Annotated in this window: 21 protein-coding genes and 1 tRNA gene; 3 read left to right on the forward strand and 19 right to left on the reverse strand. The window is 46.0% G+C overall.

Features of this window, described 5'->3' with window-relative positions:
- From CHK_RS01175 to CHK_RS01185, 3 genes are all read right to left on the reverse strand, one after another.
- Nucleotides 1–205, reverse strand: a 205-nt coding sequence (locus CHK_RS01175) for a ParB N-terminal domain-containing protein (protein ID WP_046442160.1), incomplete at its 3' end; no start/stop codon positions are given.
- Nucleotides 192–1,073, reverse strand: coding sequence for a ParA family protein (locus CHK_RS01180; protein ID WP_052740122.1), 882 nt, complete (start codon nucleotides 1,071–1,073; stop codon nucleotides 192–194). The genes CHK_RS01175 and CHK_RS01180, both read right to left, overlap by 14 nt.
- A 393-nt stretch (nucleotides 1,074–1,466) precedes the next feature.
- A tRNA-Val gene (locus CHK_RS01185) sits at nucleotides 1,467–1,544 on the reverse strand.
- Nucleotides 1,545–1,752: 208 nt separating this feature from the next.
- Between CHK_RS01185 and CHK_RS01190 the strand changes: the two genes are divergently transcribed.
- Entirely contained in the window at nucleotides 1,753–2,280 is a 528-nt protein-coding gene (locus tag CHK_RS01190) for a DUF4364 family protein (RefSeq protein WP_131924886.1), read from the forward strand.
- On the opposite strand, the gene CHK_RS01195 is transcribed toward CHK_RS01190, so the two are convergent.
- The 3 genes from CHK_RS01195 to CHK_RS01205 are packed head-to-tail and all read right to left on the reverse strand — an operon-like array spanning nucleotide 2,263 to nucleotide 6,218.
- Complete coding sequence (locus CHK_RS01195; protein WP_046442164.1) at nucleotides 2,263–3,375, reverse strand: bifunctional folylpolyglutamate synthase/dihydrofolate synthase; 1,113 nt, start codon at nucleotides 3,373–3,375, stop codon at nucleotides 2,263–2,265. The two genes, CHK_RS01190 and CHK_RS01195, sit on opposite strands and share 18 nt — an antisense overlap.
- Nucleotides 3,375–6,011: a valine--tRNA ligase gene (locus CHK_RS01200; protein WP_046442165.1), complete on the reverse strand. Its 2,637-nt coding sequence runs from the start codon at nucleotides 6,009–6,011 to the stop codon at nucleotides 3,375–3,377. Before CHK_RS01200 ends, CHK_RS01195 begins: the two co-directional genes overlap by 1 nt.
- Nucleotides 6,012–6,032: 21 nt before the next feature.
- The gene (locus tag CHK_RS01205; RefSeq protein ID WP_046442166.1) at nucleotides 6,033–6,218 is read right to left on the reverse strand and encodes a hypothetical protein; all 186 of its coding nucleotides are present in this window, start codon (nucleotides 6,216–6,218) and stop codon (nucleotides 6,033–6,035) included.
- A 127-nt stretch (nucleotides 6,219–6,345) separates the two neighbouring features.
- On the opposite strand from CHK_RS01205, the gene ppk1 reads away from it, so the two are divergent.
- Together ppk1 and CHK_RS01215 are read left to right on the forward strand one after the other, a co-directional pair.
- Entirely contained in the window at nucleotides 6,346–8,484 is a 2,139-nt protein-coding gene (ppk1, locus tag CHK_RS01210; RefSeq protein WP_082103332.1) for a polyphosphate kinase 1, read from the forward strand.
- Nucleotides 8,485–8,508: 24 nt separating this feature from the next.
- On the forward strand, nucleotides 8,509–8,931 hold the full coding sequence (locus tag CHK_RS01215) for a PPC domain-containing DNA-binding protein (RefSeq protein ID WP_046442168.1): 423 nt from the start codon (nucleotides 8,509–8,511) through the stop codon (nucleotides 8,929–8,931).
- Between the two features lie 74 nt (nucleotides 8,932–9,005).
- Here CHK_RS01215 and CHK_RS01220 read toward each other — a convergent pair whose 3' ends face one another.
- The 13 genes from CHK_RS01220 to malQ all read right to left on the reverse strand — a co-directional run bounded on the left by CHK_RS01220 (nucleotide 9,006) and on the right by malQ (nucleotide 25,288).
- Nucleotides 9,006–9,434, reverse strand: coding sequence for a DUF3021 domain-containing protein (locus CHK_RS01220; RefSeq protein ID WP_046442170.1), 429 nt, complete (start codon nucleotides 9,432–9,434; stop codon nucleotides 9,006–9,008).
- 4 nt (nucleotides 9,435–9,438) lie between these two features.
- The gene (locus CHK_RS01225) at nucleotides 9,439–9,885 is read right to left on the reverse strand and encodes a LytTR family DNA-binding domain-containing protein (RefSeq protein WP_160295562.1); all 447 of its coding nucleotides are present in this window, start codon (nucleotides 9,883–9,885) and stop codon (nucleotides 9,439–9,441) included.
- A gap of 158 nt (nucleotides 9,886–10,043) precedes the next feature.
- Nucleotides 10,044–10,697: an HAD hydrolase-like protein gene (locus CHK_RS01230; RefSeq protein WP_052740127.1), complete on the reverse strand. Its 654-nt coding sequence runs from the start codon at nucleotides 10,695–10,697 to the stop codon at nucleotides 10,044–10,046.
- Nucleotides 10,694–12,703: a glycoside hydrolase family 13 protein gene (locus CHK_RS01235; RefSeq protein ID WP_046442171.1), complete on the reverse strand. Its 2,010-nt coding sequence runs from the start codon at nucleotides 12,701–12,703 to the stop codon at nucleotides 10,694–10,696. Before CHK_RS01235 ends, CHK_RS01230 begins: the two co-directional genes overlap by 4 nt.
- A 19-nt stretch (nucleotides 12,704–12,722) precedes the next feature.
- Nucleotides 12,723–15,173 (reverse strand): glycogen/starch/alpha-glucan phosphorylase, encoded by a 2,451-nt coding sequence (locus CHK_RS01240; protein ID WP_046442172.1) that lies wholly within the window; start codon nucleotides 15,171–15,173, stop codon nucleotides 12,723–12,725.
- Nucleotides 15,174–15,350: 177 nt separating this feature from the next.
- A complete protein-coding gene (locus tag CHK_RS01245; RefSeq protein WP_131924889.1) occupies nucleotides 15,351–15,695 on the reverse strand; it encodes a hypothetical protein in 345 nt (114 codons plus the stop codon).
- A gap of 83 nt (nucleotides 15,696–15,778) precedes the next feature.
- Entirely contained in the window at nucleotides 15,779–17,218 is a 1,440-nt protein-coding gene (glgA, locus tag CHK_RS01250; RefSeq protein ID WP_046442176.1) for a glycogen synthase GlgA, read from the reverse strand.
- Nucleotides 17,215–18,342: a glucose-1-phosphate adenylyltransferase subunit GlgD gene (gene glgD, locus CHK_RS01255; protein ID WP_046442177.1), complete on the reverse strand. Its 1,128-nt coding sequence runs from the start codon at nucleotides 18,340–18,342 to the stop codon at nucleotides 17,215–17,217. Before glgD ends, glgA begins: the two co-directional genes overlap by 4 nt.
- A 2-nt stretch (nucleotides 18,343–18,344) precedes the next feature.
- Nucleotides 18,345–19,547, reverse strand: coding sequence for a glucose-1-phosphate adenylyltransferase (locus CHK_RS01260; protein ID WP_046442179.1), 1,203 nt, complete (start codon nucleotides 19,545–19,547; stop codon nucleotides 18,345–18,347).
- A gap of 14 nt (nucleotides 19,548–19,561) precedes the next feature.
- The gene (gene glgB, locus CHK_RS01265) at nucleotides 19,562–21,451 is read right to left on the reverse strand and encodes a 1,4-alpha-glucan branching protein GlgB (RefSeq protein ID WP_052740129.1); all 1,890 of its coding nucleotides are present in this window, start codon (nucleotides 21,449–21,451) and stop codon (nucleotides 19,562–19,564) included.
- 39 nt (nucleotides 21,452–21,490) lie between these two features.
- Nucleotides 21,491–22,879: a glucose-6-phosphate isomerase gene (locus tag CHK_RS01270; RefSeq protein ID WP_046442180.1), complete on the reverse strand. Its 1,389-nt coding sequence runs from the start codon at nucleotides 22,877–22,879 to the stop codon at nucleotides 21,491–21,493.
- 58 nt (nucleotides 22,880–22,937) lie between these two features.
- A complete protein-coding gene (locus CHK_RS01275) occupies nucleotides 22,938–23,819 on the reverse strand; it encodes a hypothetical protein (RefSeq protein ID WP_046442181.1) in 882 nt (293 codons plus the stop codon).
- Entirely contained in the window at nucleotides 23,813–25,288 is a 1,476-nt protein-coding gene (gene malQ, locus CHK_RS01280) for a 4-alpha-glucanotransferase (protein ID WP_046442183.1), read from the reverse strand. Before malQ ends, CHK_RS01275 begins: the two co-directional genes overlap by 7 nt.
- Nucleotides 25,289–25,303 lie beyond the last annotated feature (15 nt).

Raw genomic sequence — 25,303 nt, forward strand, 5'->3', positions numbered from 1 at the left:
TTTCCAGTCCCGCCATGATAAGTGCCTGTAATCTTCTATGCCCCGCGATTGTTTCTACACCCTCCTTGCCCTCGCGGGGCCTTGCTATCACTGGTTGAATGATTCGTCCAGTTCGCTTTACACTCTCAACCAGTTCAAGCATTTCTGGATCGTCCCGTATTTTAAACGGATGATTTTTAAATGGATAAAAATCATCTATTGGCAACTCTACGATTTCCCTTTTTCCGCTTGTTTCCGGCAGCGTTGAAGGAAACCAACTGTCCGAATCTATCTTTACTTTCCCGCCGTTTTTGCTCATTCGCAATTACCTCCTTTGCCAATAATTCATATTGCGCTGCCGCCTTATTGCGGGGGCAATGCCTGATGATGCTGACTCCTATCTTTCCACACTCCTTCAATTTCACCGTATATGGGATACAGGCTTCATACACATGATCAGTGCGGCACAATTCGTTTATGATCGCGTCACGCTCCTGCCTTGTGTAGTTGGTTTGGTTATTCATCATCGTGACAAGGATTCCGTCGATCCCTAATGCGGGATTCAGGTTGCTTTGCCTGATTTTTTGGAATATGCGCTTGATTTCCATGATGCCCTCCATGCTGTACATCTCCGGCTGTGTGGGAATGATAATGCCGTTCGCCGCAGTCAGTACATTGATCGTAAGGATATTGAGTGACGGTTGGCTGTCGATCAGGATGTAATCATACGCTTCCTTTACCATTTCAATATACCGCTTCAAAAGATGCTCGCGCCCAAGCTCGTTGATCAGGTTTGCTTCAAAGCCTGCCAATTTTCGGTTCGCAGGCATAACGTCCATTCCTTCCTCATGATGCTGAATACCCTCGAAAGGCTCAAAATCTTCTCCGTTTACCAAATCTTCGACAATATCCGTGATGGTGCGCTCAAGCTGCTGCGGCTCCCATCCCAAGCCTTTTGTAAGGTTACTCTGTGGGTCAAAGTCAATCAGCAAAACCTTTTTACCCGCTTTCACCAGCGCCGCACCCAAATTGATTGCCGTTGTCGTTTTCCCAACCCCGCCTTTTTGATTCGTTATTGCTATCACTCTTGACATCGAAATGTCCTCCTTTTCTATTGATATTTCCACTGTAAGACGATCTTACAAAAACAGCAAAAAAGCGCGTCTCATGCTCGTTTGTTGACAAACAACGGTATAAAAAAAGGCGCTCACCTTTTTGGGGTTGCGCCTGCATGTTTTCAAATTTAATTTTCTTCTTGTTTTGCTCCATCTGACCAAACATATATTATCTTATCGCACTTCGGGCAAATATATACCTTTGTGGAGTTTATAGCTTTTTTTGATGATCTTTCATACATTGTTGTACCACACTTACTACATTCCACGTTGCTGTCCTCCGTAAAATATTATAGCATAATTGATGAACAAAAAGGTAAACTGGTAACCAAAATTACAAATGAAATAAGCCGTGATTTCACGGCTTATTTTTGGTGGGGCTGACTGGGCTCGAACCAGCGACTTCTTCGATGTCAACGAAGTACTCTGACCAGACTGAGTTACAGCCCCACTGTTATGCGGTTTTTGATTGGTAGTTAAATGGTACACATGGCTCTAACCATCTGAGCTACAGTCCCATATTTATATACCTTATCATTTGCCGTCCTGCAATGATAACTATACTGCCTTTACAATTATACAGATTTCTGTTTAAAATTCAAGTGTTTCTTTCTAAAAATACGTGTATATGGTATAATTATAAAAGAGGTAAATTGTCGTGGAAGTAAAACCAAAACAAAGTATGGCGCATAATAAACTGCTTCTTTTGTACTTGCTCAAAAATGGTAACCTGGAGCTTTCCGAGCTTCAAATGGTACGCATTATGAGCGAGCTTTCTTTCATGGGCTATTTTGACCTCAAGGAATGTATGTTCGAACTGGAACAAAACGGGCATATCTATTCCAAGCCTACGTCCCAGACAATCGTATATGGTATAACGGAAAACGGTGCAAACATGCTGGAGGTTTTGCAGAACGACCTTCGCTTGTCGTTTCGCGATACGATTGACGAATATTTACAAAAAAACAAAACCACACTTGAAATGGAATCACAGTTAATTGGCGAATTCATCAAATTATCCGATAATGAATTTCGTGTGATTTTAAAGGTTCTCGAGCACGACCGCACGATATTTGAAATCAATAGCATCGTATATTCAAAAACGGAAGCGCAAAGCATCGTCGACCACTGGCCCAGGAACGCAATTCCGATCTATAAGGATGTTATCTTACGCCTCGGCGAGTAACCTCAGGGCAAAGGAAGCCAGATAAAAAGAGCCGCATACGACAAGTATGCCTTTTTTTTTGTCCGCAACGCAACGGCCTTCTTCAAAAGCAAAATCCGGATTTTCTATCGACGCAGCATTCGCAAAATAATCCGCCAGCTCTTTTGCGGGCATTCCCCGCTTTTTACTTGCACAGGTACAAATTACCCTGTCTGCAAATTGTTCAATTTCAGATACAGCGCCAAATACATCCTTATCACGCATAATTGCAGTCAATACCGTTATATCTGTATTACCGTAATATTTTTGGATGGTTTTTCTCAGCTCGGCAAGTGCGGCAGGATTATGCGCGCCGTCAATAATGACATTTCCGCTGACCTGTACACGCGCAGGAATCACCGTATGCGAAAGGCCCTCGCGGATAGCCTGCTCCCCCATTCCCAGCTCTGCCGCAGCAATAAGCGCGACACAGGCGTTATCAACCTGCATGGGAGATACGGCATGAATATGCAGATCCCTGTAATGTTTTCCATCATAGGCGAAATCAAAACGTTGCCCTGCTGTCCCACTTTGCCTGATTTTAATCTCTTTTTCATTCAACAAAACGAGCCTTGCATTTTTTGCCCTGCAGGTCTGCCTGATCACGCGCAGGGCTTCTTCCTCCTGTGGATGCGATATTACAATCGAATCCTCCTTGATGATCCCACATTTTTCACGCGCAATAGAGGTAAGCGTATTCCCTAAAATTGCCATGTGGTCATAACTGATTGGCGTAATGACCTGCATTTTCGAAGGGACAATATTGGTGGGATCGCATCTTCCGCCAAGCCCGGTTTCCATGACGGCATAGCAAACACCCTTATCCTGAAACCAGGCAAGCGCCGCTTGTGTCCAAATGCAAAAGAGGTGCATATTCCCGTCACCTCTTACGCGTTCCATATAGGTTTCATATTCTGTTTGACTGATCTTTTCCCCATTGATCTTCATCCGCTCCCGTGGGGAAATAATGTGTGGCGAGGTAAACAATCCGCATGAGTGGTTTACGGAAATAATGTCCGCAATATATTGCGCCGTCGAACCCTTGGCGTTTGTTCCTGCCAGATGCACGTATTGCATTAGCCTTTCAGTCCCTCCAGGAAGGAAATCCTCTCCTTAAGCTTCGTACGCATCTCAAGATACGTTTCCAGCTTTGCGCGTTCTTCCTCGACAACCTTGGCGGGAGCTTTATCCGTAAAGCCTTTATTGTTCAGTTTCCCTTCAGCCCTGCCGATTTCCTTGCTGTTTTTCTCCGCTTCCTTTTTCAACCGCTCAATTTCCTTTGCAACGTCAATGAGCTCCGCAAGAGGCATAAACGCCTCTCCAACGGCACAGACCGCAGAAACGCTGTTTTCCGGAATCCGTTCTTTGTCCTCTATAATTTCAACGTCGCTGGCGTAAGCAAGCTTTTTCAGGTATTCCGCACACGCTTCGATTGCAGCCTTATGTTTTGTGAGCACAGTAAGCTTTACCTTAACGCTCGGCGGCACATTCATTTCCGCGCGCACATTACGAATCGAACGAATCAGGTCCATCACGCCGTTCATCATCTCGGCCTGAGCGCTTCCGCTCTCATACCTTATTTCCGGCCATGGACCAAGCATAATGGTTTCGTCCGCATCCGGCAGGCTCGTGTAAATGTCCTCCGTTATAAAGGGCATAAACGGATGCAGGAGCTTCAGCGTATTTTTCAGTACATACACAAGCACGCTGATCGTAGCTTCCCTGACCGCTTCATCCTCTCCGTATAACCGCGGTTTTGCCATCTCGATATACCAGTCGCACAGCTCGCTCCACGTAAAGTCGTAGATTTTCTGCGCCGCAAGTCCAAGATCGTATTTCTCAATGTTTTCGGTACATTCCCTGATCGCATCGTTGAGCTTCAGCAAAATCCATTCGTCTGCAATATCAAGCCTGCTTTCGTCGATCGGTTTTACCTCTCCTTTGATATTCATCATTACAAAGCGTGAGGCGTTCCATATTTTGTTGGCAAAATTACGCGCAGCCTCCACCTTCTCCCAATAGAAACGCATATCGTTTCCGGGACTATTGCCCACCGCAAGTGAAAAACGCAGCGCGTCCGCACCGTACTTATCGATTACCTCAAGGGGATCGATGCCGTTATTTAAAGACTTGGACATCTTGCGGCCCTCGCTGTCCCGCACAATACCGTGAATATCTACCGTATGGAACGGCACATCTCCCATAATCTCAATGCCAAAGATGATCATCCTGGCCACCCAGAAGAAAATGATATCGTACCCTGTTACCAAAACATCCGTAGGATAAAAATAGCTTAGCTCGGGCGTTTCATCCGGCCATCCCAACGTCGAAAAAGGCCACAGGCCTGATGAGAACCAGGTATCGAGCACATCCTCATCCTGTACAAACTCCTCATTACCGCAATCCGGACATTTGGAAGGCTCGTCCAGCGCGACGATTAACTTTCCGCAGTTTTTGCAGGTATATGCGGGAATCCGGTGCCCCCACCAAAGCTGGCGGGAAATACACCAGTCCCTGATGTTATACAGCCAGTTGAAATAGATTTTTGAAAAGCGCTCAGGTACAAATTTTACCTTCCCGCTTTCCACTGCTTCGATTGCCGGCTGCGCAAGTTCCTTCATTTTAACAAACCACTGCCTGGAAATGATCGGCTCAATTACCGTATGGCAACGGTAGCAATGCCCTACGTTATGCGTATAGTCTTCTATTTTGACCATTGCGCCGCAAGCCTGTAAATCCGCTACGATCTGCCTGCGTGCTTCGTCCCTGTCAAGCCCGGCGTATTTGCCGGCGTTTTCAGCCATCGTACCGTCGTCGTTCATCACGCGAACCATCGGAAGACTATGGCGCTCACCTACTTCATAGTCGTTCGGATCATGGGCAGGCGTAATTTTTACCGCTCCTGTACCGAATTCCATGTCGACATATTCATCCGCGATTACCGGGATCGGTTTGTCAAGAAGCGGCAATATAACATTTTTGCCTACAAGGTCTTTATATCTGCTGTCCTTTGGATTTACAGCCACTGCCGTATCGCCAAGCATCGTTTCCGGGCGCGTCGTAGCTACTACGATTCCTTCTCCGCCATCCTCGGCGCGGTAACGCATATGCCAGAGGTGTGAGGCCTGCTCCTCGTATTCCACTTCCGCATCCGAAAGCGCAGTCATGCAATCCGGACACCAGTTGATGATACGGTTCCCCTGATAAATCAGGCCCTTTTCATAAAGGCGTACGAACACCTCCCGAACCGCCCGGTTACATCCTTCATCCATCGTAAAACGTTCCCGGTCCCAGTCAAGCGACGATCCGAGCTTTTTAAGCTGCTCTACGATCCTCCCGCCATATTTTGCCTTCCATTCCCACGCACGCTCCAAAAACTTTTCCCGTCCCAGTTCTTCCTTGGACGTCCCCTCTTCGCGCAGGGCATCTACAATTTTGACTTCTGTAGCGATACTGGCGTGATCGGTTCCCGGCATCCAAAGCGCGGAATACCCCTGCATCCTCTTGGTACGGATGATTGCATCCTGAAGCATATTGTCAAGGGCGTGTCCCATATGCAGCTGTCCGGTAATATTTGGCGGCGGAATTACGATTGTAAACGGTTTTTTCTTTTTATCGACCTCCGCATGAAAATAGCCTTTATCAATCCACTTTTGATAAAGCTTCTCCTCGGTTTGTTTTGGATCGTAGGTGGTGCTCAGCTCTTTTTGCATCGTTCTTCCTCCAGAAAATTATCAAATAAAAAACACAAGAAACCCCGCTATTGCTACTCCAAAGCCAATGAATTTACAAACAAGGTCAGCATGTTTATACTGAAAATGCGCGGCAACCGCTTTTGCAGTAAAGCTGAAAACAGCGCCTGCCGCAAGCAAAATGAGTCCTATAACCTGTACCGTCGTAATATTGGCAAAAAAGCTCATGGTCTCTCCATTTCATTATTGTCTCATTGTAATATTATATCCTCAATACGCCTTATTATCAAGATGATCGCCACGCAATGTAAAATTTTCGTGCATTCTATGTTTTTCTAATCGATTTCGTATTATAATGAATATAAACTATCGTAAACGTGTTGAGGTATCTATGGGTGAAAATAAGTACAAACATCTGATTAACAGGGATTTAAGCTGGTTGAAATTTAACGAGCGCGTATTGGAGGAAGCTGAAGATCCTTCCACTCCTCTATTCGAGCGGCTTAATTTTGTGTCGATTTATCACAGCAATCTCTCTGAATTTTTGATGGTGCGCGTTGGCAGCCTTCACGACAGGCTCCTTCTCAAGAAGGATGAGATCGATCCGCGGTCCGGCATGACCACCACGGAGCAGCTGCGCGCGATCAACAAAGAAATCCGCAGGCTTACGCCGCGCAAAAACCGCGCGCTGCTTGAAATTTTAAACGAGTTGGAAGATTATGGGATTTTTTATAAACCGGGCAAGCATTTGACAAAATATGAAGAACGCTTTATGCAGCGTTATTTTGAACGCAATGTTCTTCCCTTGCTTTCTCCACATATCCTCGATAAACACCATCCGTTCCCATTTTTACAAAACAACACGGTATATATCGCTGTGCTCCTGAAATCCAAAAACGGAAATACACAGCTTGGCATTATTCCTGCAAGCGGTTATTTTGAACGCCTGCTTTTGCTGCCCAGTAAATACATCAAATTCACGCTGATTGAAGACCTGATCTATCATTTCGCCGCACGGGTTTTCCCCAAGCATAAGGTAGAGGCGCGCAGTATTTTCTCTATCACGCGCAATGCGGATATTGATGCGGATGAGGCTTTCTTTGACTATGACATGTCCTATCGCGATATCATGGAGATCATCGTTAAAAAGCGTAAAAAGCTTGAACCTGTACGTCTTGACATTACGCGTAACCAGAGCGACGATATCACAAAACGCTTAATGAAGCACCTGAACCTGACAAGCGATGAAGTTTTTTTCAATGAAATGCCGACCGTGCTTTCCTTCGTGTCCGATTTGCGCGACGCATTGACGGATGAAAAATTCAGTCCTTTGTTCTATCCGCCGCTAAAACCGCAACCAACTGGAAAAATAGACGCTTCTGCGCCTATCATACCTCAAATACAAAAAAAGGATCTGCTGCTCTCATACCCTTATCAGGATATGCGTACCTTTGTGCGTCTTCTCGAGGAGGCAGCCGATCGCCCGGACGTTATTTCCATTAAAATTACTTTATACCGTGTTGCGCGCAATTCCAAAGTGATTGACGCGCTGATCCGCGCTGCGGAAAATGGCAAGGAGGTCATCACGGTTGTAGAGCTTCGCGCACGGTTTGACGAAGAAAACAACATCGATTGGTCCAAGCGTCTGCAGGACGCAGGCGCATCCCTGATCTATGGGATCGAAGATTATAAGGTCCATTCCAAGCTGCTGTTGATTACCATGAAAAAAGATGATTCCGATGTCCAGTTCATCACGCAGATTGGCACCGGAAACTACAATGAAAACACATCAAAGCTATATACAGACCTTTCGCTCATAACAGCAAACGAGGATATTGCGATCAACGCGCAGGATGTTTTCAAAAATCTCTGTATGGGGAGCCTGGTGGAAAATTCCGATATCCTGATGGTTTCACCGCTGACTTTGAAACCTGCTGTTTTACGCGGCATAGACAGGGAAATGTTACTCGCCAGGGCAGGCGCGCCCGCCGAGCTTATTTTTAAGCTCAATTCCCTCAACGATATCGATATTATACATAAGCTGATTGAGGCATCGGATGCAGGAGTAAAAATCCGCATGCTGATCCGCGGCATTTGCTGCCTGAATGTAGAAGAAACGGGAAGGACGCGCAATATTAAGATTTCCAGTATTGTTGGCCGTTATCTGGAGCATTCACGCGTTTATATCTTTGGCACGCCGGATCGGCAAAAGGTCTATATTTCCTCGGCCGACTTCATGTCCCGAAACACGGAACGCCGTGTGGAGGTCGCCGCCCCAATCATGGACGATGACCTCAAACAGGAAATTCGTGCATTGATGGAATTACAACTTCGTGACAACGTAAAGGCACGGCACCAGGTAGGCAAAGGCGTATACAAAAAACTGCCTGTTGTTCCCGGGGCGCCGCGCATCGACAGCCAGATCGAGCTGTTCAGGGAAGCCTACAGGCAGGCCGGAACGCCATTACCCGACTGGCTCAATAACAGACAATAAATTTGAAAGGATAACATTATCACTATGAAATACAGAGTATTTGGAGAAACGATTGCCCTCCGGCTTGAAAAGGGCGACAAAATTATGGAATGTATCAAGGACATTTGCACGAGAGTAACGGCTGTAAAGGCCGGCACTATTTCAGGGCTTGGCGCTTGCCGCACTGCTACCCTCGGTGTGTACAATCTTCCCGGTAAGGAATATATTCCTCATGATTATGAGGGTAATCTGGAGCTGGCCTCGCTTACCGGAAACGTTTCGCAAATGAATGGTGAAGTTTACCTGCATATTCATGCTGTATTTGGCGATGAAAAAGGCAACGTTTATGCGGGCCATTTGAATGAAGCGGAAATCAGCGCAACAGGCGAGATTTTTATTACCGTACTTGATGGTGTAATCGATAGAAAATACAGTGATGAGATCGGTCTGAACCTAATGCAGTTCTAAAGAAAAGCAATCAACAAAAAAGAGACCTTAAAAGGTCTCTTTTTTTGATATGCAATTTTTGCGTACCGCTTCGGCTAGTTTAATTTGTCTTTTTGATATTCCTTTAGTTTCCTGTTCATTTCCGACCATTTCCTTTTATTGATTCTCCAGAATATAAGCCAGATTACAATATAGGCTGCAATGAAACCTATATAGTAAGTAAAAATATAGTTGCCCGGAGGAAGCCATCCAAACCATAACATCAGCAGTGTGCAACCCGTAATCAAAATGATAAAGTGCACAATCGTACGAATGATATACGTTTTATTGTTTTTGTCGGATTCCGCCCATATAAGCTGCACGCAGGCAATGAACACCGCGAAAATCAGATCGTTTCTGAGTTCGACAAGCGGAAGCGCATCGCTACCGATTATAACCACGATGCAGCTTGAAATAAAAAGTGCAATCAGAAATGCTATTGCAAATACTGTAAAAGCCATTGCGGCCAGTTGCTTCGCCTTCATTTTATTACCTCCGAATCCCTAATTTTTCTTTTAGCGCCGGCGCATATTGCCGCGATATGATTTGCTTTTCCCCATTTTCAAGTTCCACTTCTATCTTTCCGTTCAGGATCGGATTCAATACTCTCACTTTAGAAAGATTGATGATCGTAGATTTATTGACGCGCAAAAAACTGCCGTTGCCGAATTTCTCCTCAATTTCATACAGCTTCAACGGACAATCATACACCTCTGTTTTGGTGTAGATATACACTCTATCGTCCACGCTTTCAAAATAATAGATTTCCTCCGGTTCCAAAACAAAGGTTTGTTTCTCCAGATTTCCCATCACCTTTTTCTGAGACGTGCCGGCAAGCGCCACGAGTTTTAAAAGCTCGTCCGACATTTCCGCACAACGGATGATGATTTCATCCTGCTCATATTTCGGATCGATATCCAAGGTAACCTTCATCATACATTCCCTTCCCGCCAATCTTTTGCCTGTATGCAGCGCAGACCGCAAGATTTCAAGATTTCTTTTTCCTGATTTAAGTATAAAGGTATAAAAAATGCACGTCAACGCAATTTGGGTAAGTTGCGTAACGCGCATTCCATGTTGCTTTTTACCCGCGGTTACTTAAGCAAAAAACGTTCAAGCGCAGGAACATCTTCCGCTATATACCGGCAAGTATAGTTTGCGACGTCCTCCATCTTATTGAAGCCAAATCCCCATAAAACCGCACAAAAATCCATACCGGCAAGCTTTGCCCCATTTGCGTCATAATCGCTGTCTCCGATCAGGATGCTTTCCTCCGGTAAAGAATTGGTGCGTTTAAGCGCCTCCTTCACAATCGCTTCCTTACTCTTGATGTTCATATCCTCAGACGCTCCGCAAATCGCGTCAAAATAATCAGTGAGTTCAAAATTGAGCATTGTCGTGCGTACAATTTTCTCCATCTTAACAGAAGCTACCGCGCATTTCACTCCGGCATTATCCAGTTTTTTCAGCAAATCGACCATTCCCGGATAGACCTTCGCTTCAAACATTCCCCCTTCGGCATATTTCTGCCGGTACAGCGTCACCGCCCTTTCGGCATCCTCGTCCGACATTCCGCACACATCAACAAAAGACAATTTCAACGGCGGACCAATAAATTTACGAAATATATTTTCTGGCGGTATCGCCACACCCAGGTCTGTCAGTGTCTTTGTAGCACATTGCAGGATTCCAATACTGGTATCCATGAGCGTTCCATCAAAATCAAATAATACTGTCTTATACTTCATATCCACTCTATCTCCAAGATTTTTATGCTTTTGGGCGGCAGCTCTGCCTGAACAAGCCCTTCCGCGACGGAATAATCCTCCCCGGTTAAAATACAGGAAGCGCGTACAAATTCAAGCTCTTTGAGTGCATTGACCGCCTTTGCGGGCATCAGCTCTTCCCCCGCAAACAGATCGATCACCGCCTGGTGCTTTTGTTCTGAGCGGTTGACAAGTGTCAGGTACATTCCATCCTTTTTCAGGTTTCCAAACGCATCCTTTCCGTCAATACAAAAACGCAGAATTCCAAGCATATCCTCTCCCTGTGCATAGAATACGCAATTACCGGTTTTAAGCGCGTCGCTTTCCCGCCTCAGCCGCGAAAGCTTTCGATAATATTCCTGCATCTGTTCATCGTTTTTCACAAACGGCGCGCGGTTAAACGGATCAAGCAAGCCGTGCATGCCGGTTTCATCCCCATAATAAATACAGGGCATTCCAGGAATACTAAACTGTATTCCCACCGCGAGCCTTTGCAGCTGTGCGCCCGCTTTATCCTGCTCTTCCGAAACAACAAAATGCGCCTGCTGCTCACGCGAAAGAGAGTGCGCGTCTATTTTCGTTCCAAGCACAGTCCTGATGCGTGCAACATCATGACTGGAAAGCAGATTCATCAACGAATAATACATATCCTTTGGATAATTCTGGTTTTGTCCGACGAAAAACCGTTTCAATGCTTCCGCATTCGACTTTCCCGTCAAAAAATCAGTAACCGCCTGCGCAAACGGATAGTTCATCACACTGTCAAGTCCGCGTCCAAGCGCGTAGGTCCTGTTTTTTCCATAGCTTTGCTTTGTGGTCGCATCCTCCCATACCTCCCCCAGCAAGGCGTTGTCCTGGGATAGATGCTTCAGCTTCCTGCGCATTTGTTCGATCGTTTCATCTGGCAGCTCATCCGCTACATCGAGCCGAAAGCCGTTGGCCCCTCGAAGGATCCATGTCGCAAGCACACTTTTTTCGCCTTCAATCACAAAGTCGATCCAGTCTGCTTCCGTTTCATTTACCTCCGGGAGCGTTTGAAAGCCCCACCAGCTTTTATATTCGTCAGGATAATTTGCAAACTGGTACCAGTTATAATAAGGAGATTCCTTACTTTGATACGCGCCAACGGAATCATACCTGCCATATTTATTAAAATACACGCTGTCGTCGCCCGTATGAGAATAAACGCCGTCAAGCATTAACCTGATACCGCGGTATCCAGCTTCCTTTGCAAGCAGCTCAAAATCTTCGTTCGTTCCAAGCATAGGATCAACTTTCAAATAATCGCCTGTATTGTAACGATGATTGGAATCCGCTTCAACAATGGGATTCAGGTATAAAACAGTAACTCCCATATCCCTTAAGTAATCAAGGGAATCTACAATGCCAAGAAGCGTTCCGCCGTAGTAATCGCACGGCTCATAAAATTCCCTTCCCTCGAGCGCCTCATAGACTACCGGCTCGTCCCACTTCTTGTGGACATATACTTCCCTGCCCAGCTCACGGTGATACGCGGCTCCCTTGTCAAAGGTTGCATCGTCGCTTCTCGCAAACCGATCCGGAAAAATTTGATACATAACGGCTTCTTTCATCCACGTTGGTGTTGTGAATGCTTCATCATAGACCGTTAACTGAAAAGGAGACGGCGGATTCCAGTATACGTCCCCCGCGCCGCTCGTACTCCCTATGCGAGCGCCATAGTAAATATTTGTTTTTTCATCAAGACTGATACAAAACCAGTACCAAATAGCCTGCGGCTCCATTGGCGTGGTATATTCCGCACACCAAAAGCCATTTTCCTCATACATCTCAATATTTTCTTCAACGCCGCCGGCAACGGCGACCAGATATATTTTTTTGAAAAAAACATCCCGCAGCGCAAGGCGCAGCACAACCTTTGTGCCTGCCGGAACCGCTCCGGAAGGCGCACGGTATTGCTCCTTTGCCGAGTCGTGCATGATTTGTTTTGAAAAATCAATCGTTTGCATTGTTCCACCCTAAACCATTTTATTTTCGTTCGCTCATTTTCCTCAAATGCCAAATGAGCTCATTATACTCATTGATCGTACGGTCCGAAGAAAAACGCCCGGATTTTGCAGTATTCATGGCTGCCATCCGCTTCCAGCGTTCTTTGTCTACATATGCGCTTACGATCTGCTCGTACGCCTGCGTATAAGAAGCAAAATCGTACAACAGGTAATACTGGTCCGCACGCTGCATCTCACCAAACAAAAGCGAATGGTACAGATCAGAAAACTGCCTGTCGTTCGCAACGTGCAGCGATCCGTCGATAAGCCTGTTGAGCGCAAGACGCAGGTCCGTATTCTGCTCATAATATAAACCCGGCTTGTAGGTTCCAAAACGTTCCATACGGCTGATTTCCTGTTCTGTGGCGCCGAAGATAAAAATGTTGTCGTCGCCCACAGCTTCGTAAATCTCGACGTTGGCCCCGTCCATCGTTCCAAGCGTTACCGCACCGTTCATCATGAACTTCATATTTCCGGTACCTGACGCTTCAAGCCCCGCTGTGGAAATCTGCTCGCTGATATCTGTCGCCGGTATCAAAATCTCCGCCTCTGATACGCTGTAATTCTCAATGAATACAACTCTCAGGATATCTTTGGTGTCAGGATCGTTGTTTACAAGATCCGCAACCGCCAAAATCAGGCGGATGATATTTTTGGCACGCACATAACCCGGCGATGCTTTTGCGGCAAATAAAAATGTACACGGCTCGATATGCACCTGCGGATTTTCCTTTTTCAGGTTATACAAATGCAGGATGTGCAGTACTTTCAAAAGCTGCCGCTTATATTCATGCAAACGTTTCGCATGTACGTCAAAAATCGTATTTTCATTGATCTCGATTCCCTGTGTCTTTTTCAGATGATCGCGCAGGTGAATTTTATTCTGGTGCTTGACCTCCATAAAATCATCAAGGAATTTTTGATTATCAAGCAAATCCTCAATCCGGTCCATCTCTTTATAGTCTTTGAGAAAACCGTCGCCAATATGATCGCAAAGCAGCTTTGTAAGCGGTTGATTTGCTTTGGCAAGCCACCTTCTGGGAGTAATCCCGTTTGTAATCCCCAAAAACTTATCCGGAAATACGATATAGAAATCCCGGAAGGTACGCGACTTGATAATTTCCCCATGGAGCTTTGAAACGCCGTTTACTTTATTGCAGACTGCAATACACAAATTAGCCATCCTGATTTCATGATAGGAAATAATCGCCATTTTGCTGATTTTGTCCCATTCACCGGGATAGATTTTCCACAGGCTGTCACAGAATTTATCGTTGATTACTTTAATGATCTCATAGATTCGCGGAAGAAGCGCCTTAAACATATCCTCTTCCCAACGCTCAAGCGCCTCCGCCATGATCGTATGGTTTGTGTAATTAAATATGCGGCTGCAAATATCAAAAGCTTCATCCCAGCCCATTCCTTCTTCATCCATCAGGATACGCATCAGCTCAGGAATCGCAAGCGTCGGATGCGTGTCATTGATCTGCACTGTAAAATAGTTTGGCAGCGTATGCAGGTCTCCATAATTCGCTTTATGCTTACGAACGATATGCTGCATTGTCGCGGAGGTAAAGAAGTAGAACTGCTTTAAGCGCAACTGCCTGCCCTGCTCGTGGTTATCCTCCGGATATAAAACCTTGGAAATAACCTCTGCAAGCTCCCGCTCCTGCATTGCTTTGGAATAATCGCCGCGGTTGAAATAGTGCATATCAAGCTCTGTTTTGGCTCTTGCGCTCCAAAGGCGCAGCGTTGCGGGCATTTCGCTCATGTACCCCATTACCGGATAGTCATAAGGAATCGCAAGCACGCTGTAATAATTTTTGTGATTGATTTTCAGCCCGCGCTCTGTCCAGACCTCCTCCAGCTCGCCGCCGTATTTAACCTCTACCTGTTCCTCCGGGCGCGCGATTTCCCAAACGTTTCCGGCTTCCAGCCAGTTATCATCCACTTCCACCTGCTCCCCATCCAGAATACGTTGTTTAAAAAGGCCGAATTCATATCGGATACTGCACCCCGTTACAGGGAAGTCAAGTGTGGATAAAGAGTCCAGAAAACAGGCCGCCAAACGTCCGAGCCCACCGTTTCCAAGTCCTGCGTCGCGCTCCTGCTCCTCAATATTTTCAAGATTCAGCCCAAGGTCTGTGAGTACTTCCTGGTAATCCTTTAACAGATGCAGGTTGATCATATTGTTGACAAGCGCCCGCCCCATCAGAAATTCAGCAGACAAATAATACAGCCGTTTCAGTCCCTGGTTGAGCATTTGTTTGTTTGCGTCCGTCCATTTCTCCACGATTACATCGCGAATACTGAGCGCGCAGGATTTATATATCTGATCCTGTGTTGCTTCTTCCAGCGTTTTACCAAAATTACGCTTAAGCTTCCCCAGGATTTTTTCCTTTATTTCTTCTTTCGAAAGATCGTATCCCATAAATACCTCCTTATGAAATCAATTATTCTTATTATAGCATATTCGCCTGCCATGCACGCGGGTTCATAATAATTTTACACTTGCCCGCCCATATGAAAAAAACTGTTACAGCAATACAATGTATAACAGTTTTTGTCACTTTTTCATATCGAACGTACCGTTTTCCGCTTCATCATATTATTCCTTTTCATCATCGATCTGGTTTTCCAGAACGGCGAAAATTTCTTCTTCAGCGGGAGGCTCTGCTTCTTCAAGCAAGCTTCCGCAGTATTCAGATGCTTCTCCGGGCTGTTCGCGTGCTTCCTGCCCGTGCGCCATCGGAATTACGAAGTCGTCTATATGCACCGGCTCAACCGTATCCTCAGATTCCAGTTGTCCGTCAAGCTCCTGTGCAATTTCCTGTATCGGCTCTTCGTCCTCCTGCCCGTCGTCCTCCGCGGCATCCAGAAAAAACGGATTTTCTTCAATCGGAAGCTCATCAATGGAAGCAGCCTTTTTCAATAACTTAGACTTTTTCTGCATAGTTAAATTGATCGCGCCTTTCATTTCAGTAATAAGTGATTGCTATTTTATCCTTTATTTTATCATTCGTCAATGCTGCCGGTTCATTTTGCAACCAGCATATCGTATATTTTTCTATATTCCTTCGCTGATTTATCAAAGCTGTTGTCAATCGCCATTGCAGTCTGGATCAGGCTTGCAAGAGCCGCCTTGTCCTGATAAACGTTCAGAGCAAAACGGATCACATTAAGCATATCGTGCGCATTATAATTTGTAAACGAAAATCCGTCCCCCTCCTGCGTATAGATATTATACGGCTTCACCGTATCTACAAGCCCGCCTGTTTCCCGCACAATCGGCAGCGTTCCATACCGCTGCGAAATCATCTGCGAAATACCGCACGGTTCAAACATAGAAGGCATCAGGAAAAAATCACATCCCGCATAAATCCGGTGCGCAAGCGGATCGCTGTATCCAAGGCAAACCGCTGTCTTTTGCGGATACCTGCCGGCGATATATTTGAAGAAACTCTCATATTGCTCGTCTCCGCTCCCCAACAGCACAAAGGCCACGTTTTCATATAGCAGTTCTTCCAGTACGGCGCGAACAAGGTCAAGTCCCTTTTGCTCGGTCATACGCGTGACCATTCCAATCAGCGGCGCGCTTGGCGCGATAGAAATATCGAGCTCCCCAAACAGTTCCGTCTTATCTACATATTTTCCCGCAAGATCGTCCGGCGTATAGTTGCATTTCAGGTTTTTGTCTGTCTCCGGATCAAATTCAACCGTATCGATTCCATTCACAATCCCATAAAGATCGTCTTTACGCGCATTCAAAATTCCTTCCATGCCGCGGCCATAATATGGATCCAAAATTTCACGCGCATAGGTTGGGCTTACCGTTGTAATCTTGTCCGCAAACACAAGTCCGGCTTTCATCATATTCGCGCTGCCATAGGCCTCAATATACTCCGAAGTAAAATAACGCTCATCTACGCTCAGGACGTCTTTTGCAAAATCAAAAGAGGTCTGTCCCTGATACTGGAGATTGTGAATTGTGAGAACTGTTTTAGCCTTTCCCTGCGACCTGTCCTGATACTGCGTTTTCAGGAGGAACGGAATCATCGCCGTATGCCAGTCGTTGACGTGGATAACCTCCGGTTCAAAATCAAGAAACGGAATTGCCTCCAGAACCGCACGGCAAAAATATGCGTATTGTTCGATTTCGTCCTGACCGCCTTTGTAGATACAATAACCAAAGTAATACTCGTTGTCGATGAAATAGTAGGTTACGCCGTCAAGGTCCATCGTCTCGATGCCCAGATACAGCGTACGCCAGCCCATCTGGATGTTCATCGTCGCAAGTACCCGCAAACGGTCCGCATATTTCTCCTTGATCACACTATGCCCCGGCATCATAACGCGCGCGTCAACGCCCTGCGCTACGAGCGTCTTGGACAAGGCGCCAATAACGTCTGCAAGCCCGCCCGTCTTTGCGAAGGGAGCGGCCTCTGCACCGACAATCAAAACCCTGTGCTTTTTCATACGATTGCCCCCTTACGAATGATTACAGGGAATCCCTCATCCCCGATCAGCCTGCGTCCCTGACGGATATTGACCGATTTATCGAGGATCACGTATTCCAGATCAGAATTGTTGTATATTTCACTGTTCTGCATAATAATACTGTTTTTGATCTTCGTTCCCTTCCCTACATAAACTCCACGGAATAAAATGCTGTTTTCCACTTCGCCTTCGATGATGCAGCCATTTGCGATCAGGGAATTTTTCACGCTGGCTGTCTTTAGATATTTTGCCGGAACCTCGTCTTTTATTTTGGTGTAAACCTGATTTCCGTTGTAAAAAAGATTCTTCTGTATATCTGTATTGAGGAAATCCATATTCAGCTTGTAGTACGAGGCGACCGAATGCAGCCTGCCGACATATCCTTTGTGCTCGTAACCCATGATTTTAATGCGTTCCAGGTTGTTCATGAGTAAATCGCTGACAAAATTGTACTTGCCGCGCGACATGCAATCCTCAACAAGATATTCCAGAAGGTCTTTCCTCATAACATAGGTATCCATTCCAACCTTTGAAGAATCACTCGTAGACGCATTGATTTCAAGATCGATTACCCTTCCGGCGTCATTGACATGAATACGTACGTCTTTAAAACGCTCTCCTTGGAAAAATTCAGCTTCCTCCTGGTTGTAAAGCATCGTGATATCTGCGCCTGTATCGATATGGTATTGGATCATGTCGTCAAAAACGCGGTTATAAATTGTGTAGGAGCCCGACAAGATGACATACTTTTGCTTGGAGCGGGTAATATATCCCATTACTCCCTTGATCGCATCGATGAGTCCACGGTACGTCCCCATGTTGTCCGCGCTTGAAAACGGAGGAAGGATAAACAATCCGTCCTCTTTCCTGGAAAGATCCCATTCCTTCCCTGAACCAAGATGGTCCATCAGGGAATGGTACGAGCGCTGTGCAATTACTCCAACATTCCGTATCCCGGAATTAACCATATTGGAAAGAATGAAATCGATTGCGCGGTACCTGCCGCCCACCGGAAGAGCGCCTACAGTCCTTAAATAAACGAGCTCCCTCAGGTTTATATTCTGTTCGCCTGCATAGATCAAACCAAACGTATCCCTTAACATGATCAGGCCCCTCCCTTCGCAGCTTTTATGGTTCGCTTGGCAGGAACGCTATCGCCCTCACCAACCTGCGCGCCGCTTTTGATCACTGCCTTGCTGCCGATTACCGTGATCTCTTTCTCACCGCCGACAACTGCATTCTCTTCAATGACCGCTTCTTCGTCCACAATGCTTTTAAGCACCCTGCCGCCCTTTTTGATCATAGTATCCTGCATAATAATGCTGTCTTTTACAAACGCATCCTTTTCAATCGTGACTCCTGCGGAAAGGATACTGTTCTCTACCTCGCCATAGATATAGCAGCCCTCTGAAATCAGGCAATTTTTAATTTTTGCGTTTTGATCCACAAAGTGCGGCGGCTTATTTGGATTTCGCGAGAAAATACGCCACGCGTCGTCGTAGAGGTTAAGACCGGGGCTATCGTGCAAAAGCTCCATATTTGCATCCCAAAGGGAATTGATGGTACCAACATCCTTCCAGTAGCCTTTATAGGGATATGCAAATAACCGTTCGCCGTTATCCAGCATTTTGGGAATGATGTTCTTTCCAAAATCATTGCTCGATTTCTCATCCTTGGAGTCCGCAACCAGGTATTCACGTATTTTTTGCCAACTGAACACATACACGCCCATAGAGGCCATGTTGCTTTTTGGTTTTTTGGGTTTCTCCTCAAATTCATTGATCCTCAACGTTTCATCCGCATTCATGATACCAAAACGCGAGGCTTCCTCCATTGGAACCTCGATTACGGCAATCGTCGCGTCCGCTTTATTCGCTTCATGCGCACTGATCATTTGGCTGTAATCCATTTTATAAATATGGTCGCCGGAAAGCACCAGAATATAATCCGGGTTATACTGCTCGATAAAGTAGATATTCTGGTAGATCGCATTTGCGGTACCGGTATACCATTCGCCACGTTCTCCTTTCACATATGGCGGCAACACGAACGCCCCGCCGGTAATTCCGTCAAGATCCCAAGGCGCTCCCGTACCGATATATGCGTTTAATTCCAACGGTTCGTACTGCGTCAGCACACCAACCGTATCGATGCCGGAATGCACGCAATTAGAAAGTGGAAAATCAATAATGCGGTATTTTCCCCCATATGTCACCGCAGGTTTTGCGCGATGCTTTGTGAGTACTCCAAGCCTGCTTCCCTGCCCGCCGGCGAGCAGCATTGCCACACATTTTCTTTTCTTAAACATTTTTCGTCATCCCCTTACTTTTTTAAGGTGAATTTATAATAAACCGCTCCAAGCGGTGGCAGCGTCATTGCTGCGCTATAATCCATCTTATTAATACCCTTTTTTTGTGTTTTAATTATTTGCTCAGGCCCGACGCCCGAGCCCCCGTATTTCTTTTCGTCGCTGTTAAGAAGCAGCTCCAGCTTTCCTTCCTGCGGGATCGCAACCCAATAATTTTCCCTTACCACCGGCGTAAAGTTTACGACGCAGATTATGCGTTCTTCCCCTGCGCTTCGCATAAAGGCAAACGTGCTGCGCTCCGCATCGTCCACGTTGAGCCATGTAAACCCCTCCCAGCTGTCGTCGATCCTGTAAAGGGCCGGATTTCCCGTATAGACTTCATTCAATTCTTTTACAAATTTCTGCATCCCTGCATGCGACTCGTATTCCAGTAAAAACCAATCGAGCTGTTTCTTATAATCCCATTCAATAAACTGTGCAAATTCATCTCCCATGAACATCAGTTTTTTGCCCGGGTGTGCAAACATAAAGGAATACAGTGCCCTCAGCGATGCAAACTTCTGCCAATAATCGCCAAACATTTTGTCGACCATTGATTTCTTCCCATGAACAACTTCGTCATGAGAATAAGCCAGAATATAATTTTCGCGAAAGGCATAAAACATGGAGAAAGTCATTTTATTGTGGTCAAACTGGCGGAAATAGTGATCCATACTCATATACGCAAGCGTATCGTGCATAAATCCCATATTCCATTTAAAAGTAAATCCCAGACCGCCGTCATATGGCGGTTTTGTGATCATCGGATAAGCGGTGCTTTCTTCTGCGATGGTCATAGTCCCCGCGTATTTCGTAAGGACTACGCTATTTACCCGCCTGAGCATCTCAACCGCGTGGTTATCAATATTGCCGCCTTCCTCATTGGGTACAAAATACCCGTCGCGGGCATAGTCAAGATAGAGGATCGATGTAACGGCATCCACGCGCAGCCCGTCTATATGAAACTGGTCCATAAAGAACACTGCATTCGAAACCAGAAAGCTGACCACTTCCGGACGACCGTAATTAAAAATCAACGTTCCCCATTGCGGATGTTCCCGCTGGAGTACATTCTCATGCTCATAAAGATGCGTACCGTCAAATTTCGCAAGGCCCTGTGCGTCCTTTGGGAAATGCCCGGGTACCCAGTCTATGATGACGCCAATACCACGCGAGTGCATCTTATCCACAAAATACATAAAATCCTGCGGGGTACCATATCGTGATGTAACCGCATAAAAACCAGTTACCTGATAGCCCCACGATCCGTCAAACGGATGCTCTGCAACCGGCATAAGCTCGATATGCGTATAGCCCATATCGTTTACATAGTCTGCAAGCTCGTCCGCCACCTCCCGAAAGCTCGGAAAGCGGTAGCCTTCCTTTGTGCGCCATGAACCGATATGCAGCTCATAGATCGAAACCGGATTTTCCAGCACATTTTTTTTGATCCTGCGCTGGACATATTTATCATCATGCCATTCATAGCCGCCAAGGTCCCACACTTTAGACGCTGTCTGCGGTCTCACTTCGCAGTGAAATGCGAACGGATCCGCCTTCAAAACAGTGCTGCCATCATAGCCATGAACCATATACTTATAATTTTCCCCATCCTTAAGACCGGGAACAAAGCATACCCATACGCCGTTTTTATACAGCTCCATGGGGGTTTCAGCAGCATTCCAGCTGTTGAAATCTCCCACGAGGCTAATGTTCCTGGCATTTGGCGCCCACACGCAGAACCGGTGCATTTTAAGCTCATGGATATAGTGACATCCAAAAAACTCATACGCTTTCTGCGCCTGACCAATATTAAATAAATAAATATCATTTTCCGGCAAATATTTCAAGAATTTTTCTTTCACTTGATCATCGCCTCTTTTCAATATCCTGATTCAGTCGTTTTATACCGTGTAGATGAATTGATCATCCTTTCCCGAAGCCTTGCTGAGCTCCGCCGCCTTCTCCTCATAGCCTTCCCTGCCCATCAATGCGAAGGTCGCAATTTTTCCTGCTTCAACGCCCGGCTGGTCAAATGCGTTGATGTCGAGGAATTCTCCCGCCGCAGCCGTCGCCATCTCAAGGAAGAAGAATAATGCGCCAATCTCCTTTGCGTTCATTTCCGGCAATGTAATACGCATGTTCATCTTGCCTGCCTGCGTAACCGCATATTCCGTAGCGCGCATTTCAGACGCAATCAACTTATTAACCGTTTGCCCCTGCAGATATGCCGCGTCCAGCATGTCGATTGGCGCTTGCGGAATTTTGAGCTGCGTATGGAAATTCTCCACATCGATAAAAGAAATAATTTTATCAAACGGGCCTTCCGCATAGAGCTGTATCTGGGAGTGCTGATCTGTTACGCCAAGCGCACGAACGGGTGTTTGCCCCTTATTTACAATGCTTCCATCGTTTCCATAGCGTTTTCCAAGAGATTCTGCCCAAAGCTGGGCGTACCATTCAGCCATGTTCAGCAGACCGTCTGCATATGGCATCATAACAGAGATATTGACTCCTTTATTCATTGCCGTACAATAAAGCAGAGCGTACATATAGGCCGGATTTTCCCAAAGGCTTTCTTTGGTGCATGCCGCATCCATTTCCTTTGCCCCTGCAAACAACTCGTTGATATCGATATTGAGCACGGCGGCGGAGAGGAGACCTACCGGGCATAATACGGAAAAACGCCCGCCAACGCCGTCCGGCACGGTAAATGTTTTAAAGCCATATTGATTGGATATCTTTTTCAGAATGCCGGATTCCTTGTCCGTCGTGAAGACGATGTTGTCTTTAAAATGATCGCCCATCTCCTTTTGCAGCTTATCCAGAACGATCATAAACTGCGACATTGTTTCCACTGTGTTTCCGCTCTTTGTGATTACATGGAAGCATGTTTTCTTCACATCAATAACGTCAAACAGGGCATTGATTCCGTCCGGATCTACGTTATCAACGACATAAAACCTTACGCCGCCGCGTTTTTCACGGGAAAGCTCGTTATATTTCAGATGCTTCACGCCCGTAAAAAGGGCTTTTGATCCAAGCGCGCTTCCGCCAATTCCCAACACTACAAAATTTTCAAAGTGATCGTTGATCCGTTTTGCTTCTTTGTTGATTTCCTCTACAACCGAGCTTTGGTTATACGGGAGATTCCTCCACGCCATCGCATCCTTTTTGTCGCACATATTTTTATGTACCTGCGGCACCCTGGCTGCCATGACTTCAATTTCCTGTCCTGAGATACCATGCTCTCCTATGCTTGCCTGCAACATATGGTTAAAATCAATTTTCATACTTTTACCCTCCGTTTTTCATTACTAAAAATTATTATAATCCCTGTTGGGCTTATTACTATTTTGTTTGTCCATTCTCTTCCTCTTCACGTCCGAACGCCGCTGCCTCAGACATCGTATGCTGCTCTGCCGCAAGCTTTTCACGATAGTTTTTTTCAAGCTTTCTTTTCAGTGCAAGGAACAGTACCGCTCCAACCGGAAGGATGAAATTAAGCTGATATCCACCGTTCATGAAGTAATAAGCGCTTGAAAATGACGCGATATAAATATTAAAGGATACCGTTGCCCGAACAATGCCCGCTCCATTCGACGCAACCGTAATACAGATGCACAGCAGGATGATGAGAATAATCCACAGCCATTTCATCTTGATTTTTGCACGGATACAGGCAACAATCGCCCACGCAATCACAGCATAGAATATGACCGTCACCGCAACCATCACGCCCTGCATCATCCTTGACTGATCGTTCTCTACCTGCGTAACCGCGGCATAATCACTTGAATTAATCAGGTTAAACACGTGAAACTGCCAATTTCCGTCCTGATTGATCTGCGTTACATTGATGTGATACTCATCCTGGTCTGTCGTAACCACAACGTCTGCGCTTCTCGTTTCAAGCGGCGTTCCGTCCTGTGCATTCAGCGTCGAAAACGCAACATCAGAGACCGCAATATCCTGCACGGTTCCCTTAAGGTAGTCCCTCATCTGTGTGACCACCTCAGCGCTAAGTCCTGATTTCACGTCTTCGGTCACCATTTCTGCAATTTTGTCCTGCTCTCCGAGGCTGATTGCTTCCAGCATCTGCCGCGTATCACCAATAATTTCATCTCCTGACTGCGCGTCTGAACTTTGCGCAAAGCAGGATACCTGTATGCCCAAAATTAAGATAAGCGTAATGATCAGGAAAACCCCAAGTGCCTTTTTCGATTTCAGCATTGATTTTCAACCTCTGTCCTTCCATACGTTTCCGTCAGCTTTCTCATCCATTTAATATGCTCTTGTGAAAATTGTCCCTTCTTAAGCCTCCATTTCCAGTTCCCCAGCGCCACTGACGGATAATTCATGCGCGCCTCACCGCCCAGATTCAAAACGTCCTGCATTGGAATAATCGCTATGTCTGAAACGCTCATCATCGCAAGCCGAATCAGTTTTTCCACAATGTCGTTTTCCGTACTTTTCCCAATATAGGAGAAAAGATATTCTTTGGTTTCCTCATCCTGATGTAAAAACCAGCTTTTTGTCGTATCATTATCATGAGTGCCAGTATAAACAACGCTGTTGCGCGGATAATTGTGCGGCAAATAAGTGCTGTCCTGTTCGTCAAACGCAAATTGAAGTACTTTCAGCCCCGGGAAGCCACAGTAATCAAGGAAGCCTTTGACGTTGTCGTCAATCTGTCCCAGGTCCTCAGCAATGATCGGCGGCATGGGAAGCGCAGTTTTGATCGCATCAAAAAGCGCGCCCGCAGGCCCTTTTACCCATTCCCCATCCTTGGGCGTACCACCCTTTGGAATTTTGAAATATGCTTCAAAGCCCCTGAAATGATCGATACGCAGTACATCATACAGGGTAAGGCTGCGCGCCATACGCCGCACCCACCATTCGTAGCCATGCTCGCGCATATAATCCCAGTCGTAAAGCGGATTTCCCCATAGCTGGCCAGTATCACAAAAATAATCCGGCGGCGTGCCTGCCACGCTGCCATCCTTTACAAAAAGCTCTGGATGCGCCCACGCTTCCGCGGAGTCTCCGGACAAATAAATCGGAATATCGCCAATCAGCTGTATTCCGTTTGCATTTGTATATTCTTTGAGTGCAAACCACTGCCGCTCATATAAAAACTGCATAAATTCGACGCATTCAATTTCTTTTTCATAAGTTTGCGTCAATTCCATGATTGTGGCAGGATCCCGCTCGATCACACATTCATCCCATTGTTGATAAGGAAGATAGTGAAAGTGTTTTTTCAGTACGGTAAACATCGCATAATCAAACAGCCAACCTGAATTTTCAATTCGAAATGCCGAAAATTCCTGCGTATATTTCTCAATCCCTTTTTTACAGGCTTTTTTTAAAATATCGATCTTTAAACGAAAAAGAGCGTCGTAATCAACACAGGATTCATCGTCACCAAAGGAGAGACCGTCATAATCACTTTTTTGAAGGAGGCCATCCTCCGCCAGCATATCAAAATCAATGAAATAAGGGTTGTAGGCGAATGCGCTCGTTCCCTGATAGGGACTATCGGCATAGCCGGTTGGAGTACATGGCAATACCTGCCAATAGGATTGTTTGGCGGCTTTCAGGGCGTCTACAAAATCATACGCCGCTTTCCCAAGCGTACCAATACCATATGGAGACGGCAAGGACGATATGTGTAACAGTATCCCATTTCCTCGTTTCATAAGCTTTTCTCCATA

It is taken from the genome of Christensenella hongkongensis (genome assembly GCF_000981035.1).
Classification (GTDB): Bacteria; Bacillota; Clostridia; order Christensenellales; family Christensenellaceae; genus Christensenella; species Christensenella hongkongensis.

Coding starts and splice junctions, on each gene's coding strand:
- CHK_RS01180 (WP_052740122.1), bottom strand. CDS start 1,073: ATGTCAAGAGTGATAGCAATAACGAATCAAAAAGGCGGGGTTGGGAAA.
- CHK_RS01195 (WP_046442164.1), bottom strand. CDS start 3,375: ATGCAATACGTGCATCTGGCAGGAACAAACGCCAAGGGTTCGACGGCG.
- CHK_RS01200 (WP_046442165.1), bottom strand. CDS start 6,011: ATGCAAAAAGAGCTGAGCACCACCTACGATCCAAAACAAACCGAGGAG.
- CHK_RS01205 (WP_046442166.1), bottom strand. CDS start 6,218: ATGAGCTTTTTTGCCAATATTACGACGGTACAGGTTATAGGACTCATT.
- ppk1 (WP_082103332.1), top strand. CDS start 6,346: ATGAATATAAACTATCGTAAACGTGTTGAGGTATCTATGGGTGAAAAT.
- CHK_RS01215 (WP_046442168.1), top strand. CDS start 8,509: ATGAAATACAGAGTATTTGGAGAAACGATTGCCCTCCGGCTTGAAAAG.
- CHK_RS01220 (WP_046442170.1), bottom strand. CDS start 9,434: ATGAAGGCGAAGCAACTGGCCGCAATGGCTTTTACAGTATTTGCAATA.
- CHK_RS01225 (WP_160295562.1), bottom strand. CDS start 9,885: ATGATGAAGGTTACCTTGGATATCGATCCGAAATATGAGCAGGATGAA.
- CHK_RS01230 (WP_052740127.1), bottom strand. CDS start 10,697: ATGAAGTATAAGACAGTATTATTTGATTTTGATGGAACGCTCATGGAT.
- CHK_RS01235 (WP_046442171.1), bottom strand. CDS start 12,703: ATGCAAACGATTGATTTTTCAAAACAAATCATGCACGACTCGGCAAAG.
- CHK_RS01240 (WP_046442172.1), bottom strand. CDS start 15,173: ATGGGATACGATCTTTCGAAAGAAGAAATAAAGGAAAAAATCCTGGGG.
- CHK_RS01245 (WP_131924889.1), bottom strand. CDS start 15,695: ATGCAGAAAAAGTCTAAGTTATTGAAAAAGGCTGCTTCCATTGATGAG.
- glgA (WP_046442176.1), bottom strand. CDS start 17,218: ATGAAAAAGCACAGGGTTTTGATTGTCGGTGCAGAGGCCGCTCCCTTC.
- glgD (WP_046442177.1), bottom strand. CDS start 18,342: ATGTTAAGGGATACGTTTGGTTTGATCTATGCAGGCGAACAGAATATA.
- CHK_RS01260 (WP_046442179.1), bottom strand. CDS start 19,547: ATGTTTAAGAAAAGAAAATGTGTGGCAATGCTGCTCGCCGGCGGGCAG.
- CHK_RS01270 (WP_046442180.1), bottom strand. CDS start 22,879: ATGAAAATTGATTTTAACCATATGTTGCAGGCAAGCATAGGAGAGCAT.
- CHK_RS01275 (WP_046442181.1), bottom strand. CDS start 23,819: ATGCTGAAATCGAAAAAGGCACTTGGGGTTTTCCTGATCATTACGCTT.
- malQ (WP_046442183.1), bottom strand. CDS start 25,288: ATGAAACGAGGAAATGGGATACTGTTACACATATCGTCCTTGCCGTCT.